Source organism: Mycobacterium sp. 20KCMC460, assembly GCF_022179425.1.
Taxonomy (GTDB): Bacteria; Actinomycetota; Actinomycetes; order Mycobacteriales; family Mycobacteriaceae; genus Mycobacterium; species Mycobacterium kiyosense.
Genome location: NZ_AP025525.1, coordinates 192633 through 207873, shown reverse-complemented (window position 1 = coordinate 207873; position 15241 = coordinate 192633). Strand labels below are relative to the sequence as shown.

At 68.0% G+C, this 15241-nt stretch carries 13 protein-coding genes and 1 pseudogene; 3 read left to right on the top strand and 11 right to left on the bottom strand.

Annotated elements, in window-relative coordinates:
* Positions 1-56: 56 nt before the first annotated feature.
* Both MKCMC460_RS30055 and MKCMC460_RS30050 read right to left on the bottom strand, forming a co-directional pair.
* Complete coding sequence (locus tag MKCMC460_RS30055; RefSeq protein WP_370653212.1) at positions 57-2075, bottom strand: heavy metal translocating P-type ATPase; 2019 nt, start codon at positions 2073-2075, stop codon at positions 57-59.
* A complete protein-coding gene (locus MKCMC460_RS30050; protein ID WP_238306085.1) occupies positions 2024-2395 on the bottom strand; it encodes a helix-turn-helix transcriptional regulator in 372 nt (123 codons plus the stop codon). Before MKCMC460_RS30050 ends, MKCMC460_RS30055 begins: the two co-directional genes overlap by 52 nt.
* A gap of 132 nt (positions 2396-2527) precedes the next feature.
* Here MKCMC460_RS30050 and MKCMC460_RS30045 point away from each other — a divergent pair, with 132 nt between their 5' ends.
* The 3 genes and pseudogenes from MKCMC460_RS30045 to MKCMC460_RS30035 all read left to right on the top strand — a co-directional run bounded on the left by MKCMC460_RS30045 (position 2528) and on the right by MKCMC460_RS30035 (position 3614).
* Positions 2528-2812, top strand: coding sequence for an SHOCT domain-containing protein (locus MKCMC460_RS30045; RefSeq protein ID WP_238306084.1), 285 nt, complete (start codon positions 2528-2530; stop codon positions 2810-2812).
* A 46-nt stretch (positions 2813-2858) separates the two neighbouring features.
* A pseudogene (locus MKCMC460_RS30040) lies at positions 2859-3116 on the top strand (DUF302 domain-containing protein); the annotation flags it as partial.
* 285 nt (positions 3117-3401) lie between these two features.
* On the top strand, positions 3402-3614 hold the full coding sequence (locus tag MKCMC460_RS30035; RefSeq protein ID WP_238306083.1) for an AlpA family transcriptional regulator: 213 nt from the start codon (positions 3402-3404) through the stop codon (positions 3612-3614).
* A 511-nt stretch (positions 3615-4125) separates the two neighbouring features.
* On the opposite strand, the gene eccA is transcribed toward MKCMC460_RS30035, so the two are convergent.
* The 9 genes from eccA to MKCMC460_RS29990 all read right to left on the bottom strand — a co-directional run bounded on the left by eccA (position 4126) and on the right by MKCMC460_RS29990 (position 15238).
* Complete coding sequence (gene eccA, locus MKCMC460_RS30030) at positions 4126-5964, bottom strand: type VII secretion AAA-ATPase EccA (RefSeq protein WP_238306082.1); 1839 nt, start codon at positions 5962-5964, stop codon at positions 4126-4128.
* 18 nt (positions 5965-5982) lie between these two features.
* The gene (gene eccE / locus MKCMC460_RS30025) at positions 5983-7578 is read right to left on the bottom strand and encodes a type VII secretion protein EccE (protein WP_238306081.1); all 1596 of its coding nucleotides are present in this window, start codon (positions 7576-7578) and stop codon (positions 5983-5985) included.
* A complete protein-coding gene (gene mycP, locus MKCMC460_RS30020) occupies positions 7575-9281 on the bottom strand; it encodes a type VII secretion-associated serine protease mycosin (protein WP_370653211.1) in 1707 nt (568 codons plus the stop codon). The genes eccE and mycP overlap by 4 nt, the downstream gene beginning before the upstream one ends.
* Before the next feature lie 10 nt (positions 9282-9291).
* Positions 9292-10800 carry a type VII secretion integral membrane protein EccD gene (gene eccD, locus MKCMC460_RS30015; protein WP_120795068.1) on the bottom strand — a complete coding sequence of 503 codons (1509 nt, stop codon included), beginning with the start codon at positions 10798-10800 and terminating at the stop codon, positions 9292-9294.
* Complete coding sequence (locus MKCMC460_RS30010; RefSeq protein ID WP_238306080.1) at positions 10797-12122, bottom strand: MinD/ParA family protein; 1326 nt, start codon at positions 12120-12122, stop codon at positions 10797-10799. The genes eccD and MKCMC460_RS30010 overlap by 4 nt, the downstream gene beginning before the upstream one ends.
* A gap of 151 nt (positions 12123-12273) precedes the next feature.
* A complete protein-coding gene (locus MKCMC460_RS30005; RefSeq protein WP_238306076.1) occupies positions 12274-13176 on the bottom strand; it encodes an ESX secretion-associated protein EspG in 903 nt (300 codons plus the stop codon).
* 72 nt (positions 13177-13248) lie between these two features.
* Positions 13249-13539 carry a WXG100 family type VII secretion target gene (locus tag MKCMC460_RS30000; RefSeq protein WP_238306075.1) on the bottom strand — a complete coding sequence of 97 codons (291 nt, stop codon included), beginning with the start codon at positions 13537-13539 and terminating at the stop codon, positions 13249-13251.
* A 39-nt stretch (positions 13540-13578) separates the two neighbouring features.
* Entirely contained in the window at positions 13579-13875 is a 297-nt protein-coding gene (locus MKCMC460_RS29995) for a WXG100 family type VII secretion target (protein ID WP_133437441.1), read from the bottom strand.
* A 169-nt stretch (positions 13876-14044) separates the two neighbouring features.
* The gene (locus MKCMC460_RS29990) at positions 14045-15238 is read right to left on the bottom strand and encodes a PPE family protein (RefSeq protein WP_238306074.1); all 1194 of its coding nucleotides are present in this window, start codon (positions 15236-15238) and stop codon (positions 14045-14047) included.
* Positions 15239-15241 lie beyond the last annotated feature (3 nt).

Below are 15241 nucleotides of genomic sequence, written 5' to 3'. Positions count from 1 at the left end.
GCGGCCTCCGCTGTGCACGGTCGGGTCCATCGACGCCAGGGGTGGGACTGCTGGTGTCAGGACGACGCGGCCGGTGCCGCGGTGCGGGGCAGTGATGCTGCCCGCTCGACGGCGGTGATGGCCAGTGGCTTGGCTTTTCCGGCGCGCACCCCGTTGGCGATGACGATGATCTCGGCGAGCTCGTGCACGGCCACGACGGCAGCCAGGCCGAGGATGCCGAATAGCGCCAGCGGTATCAGCGCGGTGATCAGCGCCAGGGACAGGCCGATGTTTTGCAGCATGATGCGCCGGGCGCGGCGGGCGTGGGCGAACGCCTGCGGCAGGTGGCGGAGGTCTTCACCCATCAAGGCCACGTCGGCGGTTTCGATGGCCACGTCGGTGCCCATCGCTCCCATGGCGATACCGAGGTCGGCGGTGGCCAGCGCGGGGGCGTCGTTGACGCCGTCGCCGACCATGGCGGTCCGGCGCTGGGCTTGCAATTGTGCGATCAGGCGTGCCTTGTCTTCCGGGCGGAGTTCGGCGTGCACGGTGTCGATGCCGACTTCGTGGGCGAGCGCGTTGGCGGTGGTCTGGTTGTCGCCGGTGAGCATCGCTATGTGGTAGCCGTCGCGGCGCAGCTGAGCGACGACGTCGGCGGCCTCGGGGCGTAGTTCGTCGCGTACGGCGATCGCGCCGATCAGCCGGTCGTTGTCTTCGACCAGCACGGCGGTCGCGCCGGCCTGCTGCATGCGCGCGACCTCCTCCGCCAGTGGTCCGGGCTCGAGCCAGCCGGGCCGGCCCAGCCGGATGGTGTGTCCGTCGCGGCGGCCTATCAGCCCGGCGCCGGGCACCGCGTGCACGTCGGTGGCCGGGCTGACTTGGTCGACGGCCGCCAGGATCGCCGCCGCGAGGGGGTGTTCGCTGCGCGCTTCCAGCGCCGCGGCCAGGTCGAGCACGTGTTCGCGGGTGGCGTCGTTGGAGGTGGCGACGTCAATGACCGTGGGCCGGTTGGCGGTCAGCGTGCCGGTCTTGTCGAGTGCGACACCGCGCACCGCGCCGAGAGCCTCTAGTGCGGCGCCGCCCTTGACCAACGCCCCGAGTCTGCTCGCGGCGCCGATCGCGGCGACTACGGTGACCGGCACCGAGATCGCCAAGGCGCACGGTGACGCAGCCACCAACACGACCAGGGCACGCTCGATCCAGGTGGCGGGGTCGCCGAGCAGGCTGCCGATCACCGCGATCAGCGTCGCGACGATCATGATCCCGGGCACGAGGGGCTGGGCGACGCGGTCGGCCAGTCGCTGCGAGGTGCCCTTGCGGGCCTGTTCGGCCTCTACGATCCGCACGATCCGGGCCAGCGAGTTGTCCTGCGCGGTGGTGGTGACCTCCACCTCCAGCACGCCGGTGCCGTTGATCGACCCGGCGAACACGTCGTCGCCCAGTGCGGCCTCGACGGGCACTGACTCCCCGGTGATGGCTGAGACGTCCAGCGCGGTGCGGCCGTCGCGGATGATCCCGTCGGTGGCGATCCGCTCGCCGGGTCTGACCAGCATCCGGTCCCCGACCCGCAATTCGGTTGGTGCGACAACGATCTCGGTGCCCTCGCGCAGCACGGTGGCCTGATCCGGAACCAGAGATAGCAGCGCGCGTAGTCCGCGGCGGGTGCGGGCCAGCGAGTACTCCTCCAGGCCCTCGCTGATGGAGAACAGGAACGCCAGCATCGCCGCTTCGCCGACCTCGCCGAGGATCACCGCGCCCACAGCGGCGATGGTCATCAGCGTGCCCACCCCGATCTTGCCCTTGGCCAGCCGCTTCAGGGTGGTCGGGACGAAGGTGTAGGCGCCGACCACCAGCGCCGCCGCTTCCAACGTGAGGATCACCGGGCGTGGCGCATCGGCCCAGCCGGCGATGAACGCGGCCAGCAGAAATACGCCCGATACGGCCGCAAGCCGTAGTTCGCTGACCTGCCACAGCCGTTCCGGTTCGTGGTCCTCGGCCTGCTCGTCAGTACTGGGTTCGTGGTGTCCGCAGCCGCACGCGTCGCTCATCGGCTGTCTCTGTCGTCTGCGCAGCTGTCCACGCCGTACGTCGGGCATAATGCCACCGCGTTACCGGTTTCCTCCAGCACCGTTTCGGCGGCGGTGAGCACGTCGATCACTGCGGGCTGGGTCAGCCGAAACAGTGACGCCCGCCCTACCGGGTCGGACTGCACCAAACCGCAGTCCCGCAGGCAGGCAAGGTGTTTGGATACGGTGGACTGCGCAAGTCCGACCGCCTGAACTATTTCCACCACCCGCGCCGGCCCGACCGCCAACCGCCGCACGATCGCCAACCGGGTGGGATCACCGAGTGAACGGAACAACGCCGCCGCCGGCGCCAGCTCCATTCGCCGCACCTCGGCAGAAACAGTCGTCATCATTGCCATCTAGCGATGTTATCGCCAGCTCACGAAGAAATAGACCATCGGCCCTAGAACCGCGCAGTGTCCGCGCGCATTCTGGCCCCATCCCGTCGGTTCGCGGCGGGGCCAACAGGAAAGTGGGCGACGATGTGCGGGAACGGCGGGAACGGATGGATGTGGCATGACGGCTACGGCGGCTGGGGTTGGGGCGGCTGGATCCTGACAGCCGTTGTGATGGTGGTGTTTTTCGCGCTGCTGATTACAGCGGTGGTCTTCGCCGTCCGCTACGTCACCGGCGGCAGTCACCGCGGCCAAGCCGGCGCGGGTTCGGCGCGGGCGGCAGAAGATGTGCTGGCCGAGCGCTTTGCCCGCGGCGAGATCGATGAGGAAGAATTTCGGCGGCGGGTAACGCTGCTGCATGAACACCGGTGAACACGGGTGGGTTCTCACCGTGTTGCAGCCAGAAACGCATGAGACCGTGAGCATCGCATTTTCAACCACACTGCACACCGCATTCCCAGACTCCGTCGCCCGCACCCGGGAACCTTGTCCCATCAAGGGTTTGGCATATTGACCGAAATCGACATGAAGGCGACGCTGAAGGCCAAGCTCGGTGAGGACATGGAGGACTACCTGATCCTCGGCGCCTGCAACTCCGCTGGCTCACCGGGCGGTCACCATAGACCGCCAGATCGGGCTGCTGCTGCCCTGCAACGTCGTGGTGCGCGCCGACCCACCGACGAGGACGCCGTGATAGCGCCGAACACCCGTTCGTCAGTGTCCCGCCAGTGTCCCAAGATAGGCGCGAACAGACTGGACATGATGACACAGATCGGACTAACGGCACGCCCTGACCTGGACGTGTTGGACGCAATAAAACAGTAGTTCACACTGTCCGGTTCCCTGGGGGTCAAGTGGTCGCAGGTTCGCCGGATCAACGTGCGACCGCACGGAGAACCCTTGGTTCGTGATTGCCGCGCCCGGCAGAGTTTTAGGTCAGTGCTGGCTACCATCGCCGGTCATGTCCAACCAACTACCGGCGCTGGCGACGCCCACCGAAGTCGCCGAATATCTCCACATCACAACCCCTTCGCTCGCCCAGGATCGCTACCGGGGATCGCGCCCAATATTCATCAAGCGTGGACGCCGGGTCCTGTACCGCTGGTCAGATGTCGCGGAATGGCTGGATCACAACACCTTTGAGCGGACTGATGAGCGAACGCGGCAGCGATAAGCCACGTCGCCGACCGGCCCGCGCAAGCACTCCGCGGCCTCATCAAGGAGGCCGTCCAAGAAGTCGTCGAGCGGGAGCTTTCCACTGCTACGCGGGCGCGCGGAACCACCGAACTGCAGGCCGCCGGCTTACTCAAAGTGTCACGACAGCTACTGGCCAGGCGCGGCAGTCTCAGAACGGACCGCGTGCGAAACATCTACAACCTTATTGGCGACGCAGTGCGCAAGTCCGCGGTTGAGGCACAGCAAGATCCTCTCGCTCCGTAGAAGACGCCAGAGAGTCGTCGCGCCGAATCTTCAGCCGAAGACGTTGGAGTTCCCTTTTAGATTCCTCCAACGGCTCAAGCGGTGTCGCCGCAGGCTGGCGGTGCTGTCAACAACGCGGCAATGACAGCCACCGTCGCGCAAGATGCTTTGTGCATAGCCCAGCAGCACGCGGGCTGCATCTCGTTGTCGCGGCTTCAGCGGTCCCGGCGCTACAGGCTGGGCCCACACGACCCTCCTACCCACCCTCAGCCATGTCGTTCCCGCTTTTCTGACACCGCCGCGCGCAAGCCTTCGGCCAAATCTTCGCCGGTGAGCTCCCGCAAGCTCTGCAGTTGCTCGTCGGTGATGGTGAACTCGTCGCTGGTCAGCAGCTCGTCGAGTTCGGCGGTGTCAAGGCGATCATTGCGGTGGTCACGCGCCTTTTCCACAACGTTGCGGACGAACCCGGCATTGCCCAGCATGTCGATCTCCCGGATCAGATCACCGTCAGCCGTCATGGTTTGCTCGGCGTAAAACTTTTCGAACTCGGGTCGCAACACCTCGACGGCTTCGTCGGTAGTGACATCGTCATCCTCGCTGACCATCAACTTGGTCAGGCCGATCAGCTCAGACGGGGTATAGCTGTGGAACTCAATCACCGTCGAAAAGCGCCGCCGCAGACCCTGATTGACTGCGAGCATCTTCTCGGTGGCCTTGGCGTAACCCGCGCCGAACACGACCAGTTCCTCGCGATGATTCTCCATGTACAGCAGCAACGTGTTGATGATCGCGTTGCCGTAGGGATCACCTTGGGAGTAGCCGGTCTCATGCAGCGTGTGCATTTCGTCGAAGAACACTGCCCCGCCGAGTGCGCCTTCGAGCATTTCCTCGGTGTTCTTTTCCGCATCAGCCATGTAGCGGCCCAACAGTTTTGCGCGGCTGGTCTCCACCACCAGCGGTTTGCGCAGCACCTTCAGACCGCACAGCTGCTTGGTGAATGCCCTTGCCACCGACGTTTTCCCGGTACCCGGCGGGCCCAGCAGCAGCGTGTGGCGTGAGGTGACCGGCACCCGTAGCCCCACCTTGGAGCGTGCCAGGTTCACCTTCGTCGTCGACCGGATCCGTTTGATCTCCCGCTTGGCCGTGTCCATGCCCAGCATCGCGTCGAGCTCGGCCTGGCCCTCGGCCGAATACTGAGAGGCCATCTCCGCGTCACGGGCGACTTCGTTGTCGCGGGGGCTGGGGGCGCTGGCCGGATCCCAAGGGTCGGTGCGGGACTCGATCGTCTCGGGATCGGTCAGGACCAGCCGCCGCGCAGTGTCGTCCATCGCCTGGCGCGCCGGCGCGAACTTCGGATCCCGCGAATACACCCGCCGCAGCAGCTGCGCGGCCTCGGCCTCGCGGCCCAGGTGGCGCAGACACATTGCCTGCGTGTACAGGATCACCGTTGTCGCCGGCGGCACGCGATCATCGCCTGGGGCGTGCTCGCCGCGGCGGAAGGCATCTTCGAACACCCCCAGCGACGCCAGCGCCGTGGTGGCCATCGCGGTAGCTGCGCACTCGTATTCCGGCCGGTACCAACGTTTGTCCGCGGGAAACACCCGCAGCACATCGGTCCAGCGTTGAGCACGGAAATGCAGCAAACCCGACACATACCGATGCATGTCGGCATCCAGTGGATCCGCCGGCGTGGCCCCGGCAGTGAGCAACTCGTGGGCCTGGCCGTAGCTGTGTTCGCGGATCAGCACGGTGGCAAACGCTGCGCGCAGAGAATCCATCGAGAAGATCGGCAGTTGCAAGAAGAGCCCATCGAAGACCGCGGGGCGAAATTCGGTGCCCGCCACCCCGAGTCGGCGGATCTCCCACCCGTAGGATTCTGCGGCCCCCCACGCGCCGGCCAGCACCTCCAGGGTGTCCTCACCGGTCAGAATCCTGCCCAGCCATCCATCGCACACACTGGGATCGGTCCGCGTCACCGTTGCGAACATGTCGCGGGCCACCCGATCGTTATGACTGGGCACCAGGCCGCCCACACCGATCCCCGACGCCAACAAGCCGCGGCGAAACGCGCTGCGCGCCGGGCTTTCCGCATCGATGCCTGTCATCGCTGCTCCCTCGGGTCTTCAGGCGGCCCGGTGCGGCCGGGCATCAACGAGATGGCGTTCGTAGTCCAGGTCAATGCGCAGACGGTACCGAAACGCCCACGTTCGGATGACGGCGCTGCGCGCACCCTCCTGCTCGAGATGGATGTCGGCGCCGCTGGCCGTACCAGCGGGCACGGTACGCACGGTCACGGCCGCCCCCTCCGGGGATGTGCCGGGCACCTGGTCATAGACGACCATCCAGCGCCGCCGTGTCAGCGGCAACTGTGCGTCCAGCCCGCCGGGCCCCACCAGCTGCAACCCGGCCCCGGTGACCTGTTTCCAGTGCTGCGGCCTGTCGGTGTGGACCAGAACCTGATAGCCGGTCGCGGCCGCGCGAAGCGCAACCTGGACCGTCAACGCGAGCTCACCGGCTATCGTCACCGTCGAGGCCGCCGTGGGGAAGCCCAGATCGACTAACAACGGATGCCCGGTCGCGTTACTGCCCACGACGATGCCGGTAGCCCCGATCGCGACGTCCAGCGACTCGGCGTCATCGCTTAGCTCGCGGGATGGCACCGCCAAAGGTGCTCTGGCGGTGATCGATCCGGCCGCCAAACCCACATCATGTCGGCCGGTCAGCGGGTTCAGTCCGCTCAACGGCGGCTCGGGCAGCGAGCCGCCGGTGTGGTAGCGCACCACCACCCCCACTGTCGTGGCACCGTCGGGGGTCGGGCGCAGCTGCACGGTGACCGCCGTCGCATCGGTGTCCGGAGTCCACAGCCGGTCCACGGTGTCGCTGGAGATGTCGCCGGGCGACATCCAATAGGTCTGCACATAGCCGTCGGGATGACGCAGCCCACTCCACCCGCGGTGAAGCGCTGCCGGATCGGCCCCGGCCAACAGCTCCATGTCGGCCTCCCGTATCTGGGCAGCCGTCAGTACCCGCGCGGGGCAGCGCCGGCTCGTGAGTTCCTGGGCCAGCCACTCCGCCGCGGCTCCCAACGTGGCCGCCACCGACTCCCGCCAGAGGATCGCCCGGGCGCTTGCGGTGGCGTCGAATCGCGCGACCAGCCAGGTCCGGCGCTGCCCCACCGCCGGATGATCCCCCACCAGGCTTGAATACACCGCCGCGTAGTTGTGGTGTCGTGCTGAAGCCCGGCGCATTCCGACACTGACAATGTCGATCGCTTCCAGGGTGACATCGAACTGGCGTAATCCCTGTGCTACCGCGGCCACCGGCAACGTCGCCAACGAGGCGACCCGATGGTGGTCCAGAGCCGACGGGCTGTGCGCTTGGCCGTCCACGGCCACCACCGCGACCAAATACGGCCCCATACCTCGGATTCCGACCGGCCCCTGCCCGTAGGTGCGGTCATAGTCGGCGGCCTCGCCTGCCGGCACGACGAGCGCTGCGCCCCGAGACGTCACTGTGCGCCACGCTAACGTCAACAGCGGTGCGCCCCGCCAGCGCAGCAGTGCCGACACGCTCAGCGCTGCCGCCAGCACGGCCGCGACCCACCAACCAGCCCGGCCTGCCACGGCGCCGCCGGCCCACAGCAACGCCACATCGGCGACAAACACCGCCACCACGCGGGGCCATCCAAGAGCCGCGCCCAGCGCAAGCATCGGCCTCATCGTTGCCCCCTGCTTCGCATCAATGCCGCGCTTCCCAACACCGCGCTGCACACCACCGCCAACGCCCCGACGCCGCCGGCGGCGACCCACACCGCAGTCATGTCGCGGCCCACCTTCGGTGGTGCGAGCACCAATGGTGAGGACAACCGTTGCGGGCCAACCGGTTCCCCCGGTGCAATGTCATAGGTCAACGCGGCCACCGGGTCGATGATCCCGTGCCCGACCCGGTTGTCCACCCCGCGGCCCGGAGCCCGCGCCGTCGCCAACATGCGGTTGATCACCTGATGAGCGGTCAGCTGCGGATACTTGGCGCGCACCAGCGCGGCAACCCCGGACACGATGGCCGCCGAGAACGAGGTCCCGACCGGCGCCACCATCGTGTTGTCCCTGCCTTCAACGGCATTCATCAACCCGTCCTCGCGCGGTGACACGCTCTCGATATCGGTGCCCGGCGCCGCAAGCGACACCCACGGCCCGGCCATGCTGGTATCCAGCGGCGCACCCGTGGCATCCACGGCACCCACAGTCATCACATAGTCGGAGAACCATGCCGGGGTAACCACGGTCGTCACCCCCGCCCAGTCCCGAGGATCGTTGGGGGTCAACGGGTCATACACCGGGTTCTGTTTGCAGTCACTGTTACCGCTCTCCCCGCTGTTGCCCGCGGCCGCCACGATCACCGCGTTACGCTCCACGGCGGCATAGCGGATCGCAGCCCCCAGTTCCCGCTGGTCGATGATGTTCGTCGCGCTCATGCACGACACTTCGGAGATATTGATCACCGCCGCGCCCAGATTGGCCGCATGAACGATGGCCCGTGCCATCGTGCGGATGTCGCCGGCTTTGCGCCGCGTCGCCGGGTCCTGGTCCCCGCCGAAGGCATCCTTGGGACTGAACGCCCGCGAACTCTGCCTGATCGCGATGATCTGCACACCCGGGGCCACGCCGCTGAATCCGTCCGCCGCAGGCGGCGGGGGTGCAGGGGGCGGGCCGGGCGGCGGCTGTTCGCCACTGGTTGCCGGTGCGGGGTCCTCAGCGGCCCCCGGCACGTTGACCGGCGGTCGCACGCCGGCCCCGGCCGCGACGATCACCGGCGAGGCCGACCGGTGCCACAGCGCCGGTCCCTCCTCCGGCGGCGGTGGAGGAGGCACCTGCACCGTCACCGTCTGCGGCGGCGGAGGGGGCGGTGGGGCCTCGGTGGTCGGTGCCGAGTCGGGCCGGCGCGTCTGCCGCGGCGCCGGTAGCGGGGTCTTGCCGTCGGCGGGGGCGCCCGCAATCAGCGAGGCCACCACCGTGCCGTGTGCGTCGCAGTCCGACAGGCCATCACCGCCGGCCGCCACGTAGTCCCCGCCGCCGACGAGATCGGGCAGTCGCGGATGCGGACTGACCCCGGTGTCGATGACCGCCACCTTCACTCCGCTGCCGCGTCCGAACCGCCACGCCTCAGCCAACTCCAGCATGTCCATGAAGTGGGGTTGCACCCGGTAGTCGGTGCCCGGCAGCGTCCCCACCCGCGTGCAGTACGCGCCCTGGCGCATCGGCTGATCCGGGCCAGGCGGGCCATCGGCAGGCAACGCGGCGAGGTCGATCTGCGGCGGCTCCACCGCCGTGGCCGTCGGCGCGGCAACCCACATCGCACTCACACTCACAGCCGCCACGCTCAGCCCCGCGGCGACCGTCTTGCGGCAACCCTGCACCGACATCACCGCCCGCCTACCGGTACCGGATCGCGGCCAGCACACCCATGAGCCAGAACCCCAACGGGAAAACGGCGGCCAGACACAGGTATTCGATCCACTCCACGACTTTGCGGAACGTCGGGGTGTAAAACCGGTGCGGCACCACCACCCCGGCCACCAGTCCCGCGACCGGCACGGCAACCATCACCGATGCCCCGACCACCAAAGCCGCCACCGTCCACAACCCCACCACGTAACGGCCCGCCACACCGATCACCACCGCGACGGCCGCCGCCGCCAGCACCGTGGCCTGCCACCGATCAGTGAACGAGCGGCCTCGCAGTAACACAGCCACCGCCACCAATCCCGCCACCAGCAGCGGCAGCCATCGCCGCGGCCCGTGCGGATCGCACAACCCCACGCAACACACCACCATCAGGGTGGCCGTGGCGATCAGCAGCCCCGACAAATAGGCGTGGGCCCGGTCGGTGCACACCACCACATCACGCACCGACTCCGGCCCGTCATAGGTGGCGATGCCGCCGGAGGCCACCACTTTGTCCGACGGCAGGTCTGGGCGGGTTTCAAAAATCCAGCGCCCCGACGCCGATGGGAACACCGGCAACCGGATCCCCGCCGCCCACCGCGCCACGGTCGGCGCCAGGTGCATCATCAGCACTGACGCCAGCAGCACAGTGGTCAACAGGGTCACCGCCGAGGTCACCAGGAACATGCGCGCCAGCGCAGCCAGCCCGGCCGCCCCACCGGCCACGACCACCGCTGTCCCCAGGGCGATATAGCGGCCGGTGAACCGAACTATCAGCACCGCCGCGCTGATCAGCGTCGCCAAACCCAAGGCCGCATGCGGGGCCCCGACCGGGCCCGGCACCACCGCTGCGGCACCCACCCCCGCCGGCACGCCACCGGTCAGCAGCAATGTGTCGCCGATTCGGCGAGGTTCGGTGCGGGTCAAGCGCACCACGATGATCACCGCCGCGGTGAACAGCATGACCGCCAGGGCGCCGCAGAACAGGCTCGGCCACCACCCCGGGTGGCCATAACGCCACCGCAGCATCAACACCGAGGCGGCCAGCACGCCGGCGACCACCATCGCCGCCCCGACCCGCCCCGCCCAGGCCGGCGTCAGACCCGGCCACCGCTTGGTGAGCTCCTCGGCCACCGCCGAGGTCACATGTTCGACCACATTGATCCGCGCCTCACTATCAGGCACGAACCGAAGCCACAGGCGCGTGCCGTCGCGGACACCCTGATCGGCCAGCGATCGCGATGGTTTGAGCGCGTTGCCGTCCACCCAGCACAACGCCCACCGGCCCCGGCCCTGCCCGGCGGTCATGGCGGGCTGCCCAAGCTCGTCCAGGCGGGCATTGATCACCTCGACCAGGGCCGACATCTGCACCGACACCGGCGCGCAGGCATCCAGAACCACACCGACTTTGGTCGTTGCGGCCGTCACTGCCACCAGCACCCGCGGCGGTAACACCGCCGCCGGTGTGCCCGCGGCGTCGTGCTGCTCGGCGCTCACCCGTGCAGCGCTCCTGCGGTGGGGAATCCGTCGGCCAGTTCGGCGGCCAGGTCGATCAACGCAGCGCGCGTCCGTGGTCGCAGCCCACCGAAGTCCAGCGGCTGCGCGTCGCGAAGGTGCGCGTCGAAGGGAATGACCTTCACCGCCGCCACCCGCGGACCCAGTGTCTGTGTGACGTGCGTGATGAACTTCTTGTTCGCGCACCGGTAGGCGTCGTTGAGCACGATCACCGACCGCTTCAACAGCTCGTGCCCGTTGCGGGCGGCCAGCCAGTCCAGCGTCTTTTCGACCGCGAGGCCGCCTTCGATGTTCATCGATCCCACGATCATCAGCGCGTTTGACGCCGACAACACCGACGGGATGACCGGATGGTCGATTTCGGCCCCGCAGTCCACCAGTGACAGCTGATAGAAGCCTTGGGTGCGCGCGATGGTGTCGGCGAACGTCTCCGGTGTCAGGGTCAGCGGATGGGCCACGTTCTGGTTGCCGGCCAGGACCTCGAGGCCTTCCTCGTTGTGGCCGAAAAATTGCCGGGCGATGCTGTAGCTCGTCAAGTCGCCGTGTCCCAGGAATTCCCGAATGGAGGACGGCGCCTTGGTGCCATCTGAGACCAAGCGGCCCAAGCCCCCGTAGGTCGGATTGGCGTCGACGGCGATGACCGGTTCGTTGCGGAACTTGCGCAGTGTGGTTCCCACGGCCGCGACCAACGTCGTCTTCCCCACACCGCCCTTGATGGAAATGGCGCTGATCTGGTAGTTGCCCGGGATGTTGGTCGTGATCCGTGCCGTCTGGTCCCGCAATGTCCGCTCGGCCGGGCCCGCGCCCAAGTTCACCTGATGCATCGTCGCTGCGTAAACCGCTTTGCGCCAACCCATTTCGGGTGGCCGCCGGCGCTGCTTGACAACCTCGCCGACTTGAATCTGCCGGTGGCCGTATGCCGCGGCATGAGGGTCGGCCTGCGGAGCCCACCGCTGGGCCGCGGCGGCTACTTCATGCTGGTGCCCGGCCGGGAGCGGCGGCGCCGGCTCGGGCCGGTTACCGCTGTCGGGCAGGTGCCCCACCCCGGCGGCCCCGGCTCCGGTGGGCTGGGCAGGCGCCGGGGGCGCTGCGGTGCGTTCGCTGGCCGGCGGCGCGAATGACGGCCCCGAGGGCGGCGCCGCCGCCTGAGGCGGTTCCGCGGTCTCCATCCGGGCCTGCGGCGGCGCGACAGGGGCCGGCATCGACGGCGCACCCGGCTGTAGGGCCGGGCCGGCGGGATTGGCGCGGTCCGGCCCCTCCGGGGGCAGGTAGCGCGCCATGAAATCTGCATTATCGGTAGTCATTCAGTAACCCCACATAGTCAGTTCAGTGTGACCGTCTGCGCCAATCTTATGACGCGAATTCTCGCCATACCGCGGCCGCCCGGCACTTTCCGCGAATCCGTTTGCTGGAATCACTTCCTGTCGATTCTGCTGAGTCACGAGGCGTACCCTTTCACCCCATTCTTTCGTGGGTATCCCAGGACTTCACCGGCACACTGTCCAGAGCCGACACCACCCCGTGACGCACTTGCGCCGCATTCGCCGGACCCGCCGCCATCCACTGCTGCTGGCTACCCCGCGGCGGATTCACCCGGTACAGCGCCACCCGGCCCGCGTTGGTGTCGCGCAAGTCCAGTACCGACTCACCGGGTGCCGTCGTGGCATCGATGTACGCCCGCCCGTAGAGCACCGCCTCGGCCACCGGCTCCTCGAGCGCCTGCGCCATCTGCGCCAGCGCCGGCCCGGCCAACCCGACCGACCTGAGCGCCGCCTGACGGCTCGCGGCAGTACTGGCCCCGGCCAATTCGGCTGCCGCACCGCAGATCCCGTCCAACGGCACGTTCACCGCGCTGATTGCCGCGGGCTCCGCGCGGTGCACCGAGTCCAACGCCTCACACACCAACCGGCTTAACCAGTCCGGATCCACCACGGCGCAGTCATCGATGGTGACGTGTGAGCCGGCACGCACCGCCGACGCCCAGCGCCCGTCCCGGCGGGCCAGCACGATCCTGAGTTGCCCCTCCGGGATCGAGCGCCAGCTGGCCGGATCGTCCAATGCCACCGGGGCTGACCAGCTCATCGGCCCCTGCGCCACCAGGACCACGACCTCCACATCAGGGGTGCCCAGCACGCGCATGCGGGCTGCGATGTCCGGGCGCACGACGGCACCCTCGTCGCAGATGCCCTCATCGACGAGCACACCCAGACCCGGGTGCTGCATCACCCACTCCATCGAGCGCGGCTGCCCATAGGGCCGGCCGCGCAACTCCGGAGCAAGCCGACCCACCCCCAGCAGCGCCTGTAGCAGCCACAACCCGTCGAGGTTGACGGTGATGTCACCGGCAGTAGCGTTCACCGCGCCAACTCACCCTTCCTCAACGAAGCGCGGCGACACCAACAGGTGCCGCCGCGCCGGGGCCGCCCGGATCTATACCGACGACCATGCAGAACTGACCGCACCGTCGGTGCTGTGCATGTTGTTCCCGGCGGTCTGCACCTTAGCCCCGTGAGCGTTGGCCTGCTCGTAAATGACCTGGAAGTTCCGGCCCAATTGGGTGATGAACTCCTGGCAGGACGCCGAGCCAGCGCCGCCCCAGAAATCGCCGGCGGCCAGCACGTCACGCACAATGCCCTGATGCTCGGCCTCGAGCGCGCAGGCCTGGGCGCGGATCGTGGCCCCGTGGGCGTCGACGTCACCGAACTGGTAGTTGATTGACATGGTTCACGTTCTCCTGACCGTTGTGGTTCTCGTCCGCGGCTAGCTGCTCAGAACCTGCTGGGACGCCTGTTCCTGCTGCTCGTAGTTGTTGGCGTCACGGATCAGCCCGTCGCGCACGCCGTGCAGCATGTTGACGATGTTGCGAAACGCCTGATTCATCTGGCTCATCGTGTCCAGCGAGGTCGCCTGGGCCTGACCGCTCCAGCCGGCACCGGCGATGTTCTGCGATGACGCCCACATCTTGCGGGCCTCGTCCTCGACGGTCTGGGCATGCATCTCGAAACGCCCGGCCATGTCCCGCATCGCGTGCGGGTCGGTCATAAACCGTGTTGTCATATCCTCTTCTCTCCATAATCGACAGGGATTGCGCACTATTGTTCAGCCGTTGCTGTGAACCAAGTCTATTGGCCCCGCACAATGTCGGGCAACGGCGGCCGGTGGCCAGTTTCAAAGAAAGTCCGAGACTCTGTGAAACGCCATTCCTGGCCTTTAATCCCGAGCGAGATTAGTGCCGATCGAACACTTTCACCGGGGTCCCGTAGCGGGGTGTGCCGGCGCCGTCGCTGCCGCGTCCACCCAGCCCGGCCGCCATCGGTGCGCCTCCGTACATGCCCGCACCCGAGGCGGAGGCGGGTACCGCTGCCCCCGTCGCCGCACCCGGTGGCGCGACCACGGGCGCCGCAGCCCTGGCAGCTGTCGTGCCCGATTCGCTGGGCCCACCGGCCGTCCAGGTCGCCGGCACCGATAACCCGCCCAGTGAAGCCGCGCGCCCCGCGATCGCCTCCACCCCGCCACCGGCAGACGCGCCCCCGCTGAGCCCGGATAACCCCGAACCCGTGAGGCCACCGGCAGCTCCCGCCCCGCCAGTGCCCATCCCCATCAGGCCGGGATTGTTCAGCATGCCCATGAACGGGGACAGCAGGGATTGGAACTGGCCCAGACCGCCGGCCGGTGACCCCAGGCCACTACTGAGCGGAGACGAAAGCCCTTGCAGCGCAGAAGGTATCATGGTGACCAGCTGTGGCCCCATCGTCAGCATCGTTTGCGCGTCAATGCCGGCCGGCAGACTGGTCAACCCGCTGCTCTGACTGGCGAGGTTAAACGGTTGCTGCCCCGCCGCAGTACCGCCCGCTTGACCCAGCGCTGCGGCCTGGGCGGCCAGGCCCATCGGATTGGAGTTGGGCAGCGGTGGCAGAAACGGCACCAACGTGCCGGTGATTCCCGCCGCATCGGCGGCGAACCCGTACATGACCGTCGAGTCCTGGCCCCACATTTCGTCGTAGGCGGCCTCGGTGGCCGCAATGGCTGGAGTGTTGACGCCCAGAAAGTTTGTGGCCATCAGCGTCATCAGCGTGTTGCGGTTGGCCTCGATGACCGGCGGGGGCACAACCCCGGCCCGAGCGCCTTCGAACGCCGCGGCGGCCGCACCCGCCGCGGCGGCGGCCTCCTCGCACTGCTGGGCCGTGGCGATCATCCACACGACATACGGTGCCGCCGCCAGTGCCATCGAAATCGACGACGGCCCCAGCCACGAACCCGCGGCCAGCGCTGAGACCACCGACCCGAACGCCGCGCCGGCCGAGCCCAACTCCACTGCCAGCGCCTGCCACGCGGCGGCCGAGGCGACCAGAGACGACGAGCCCGGGCCGGCATACATCCGTCCCGAGTTGATCTCCGGTGGCACCTCGTAGCCGGTCATGGT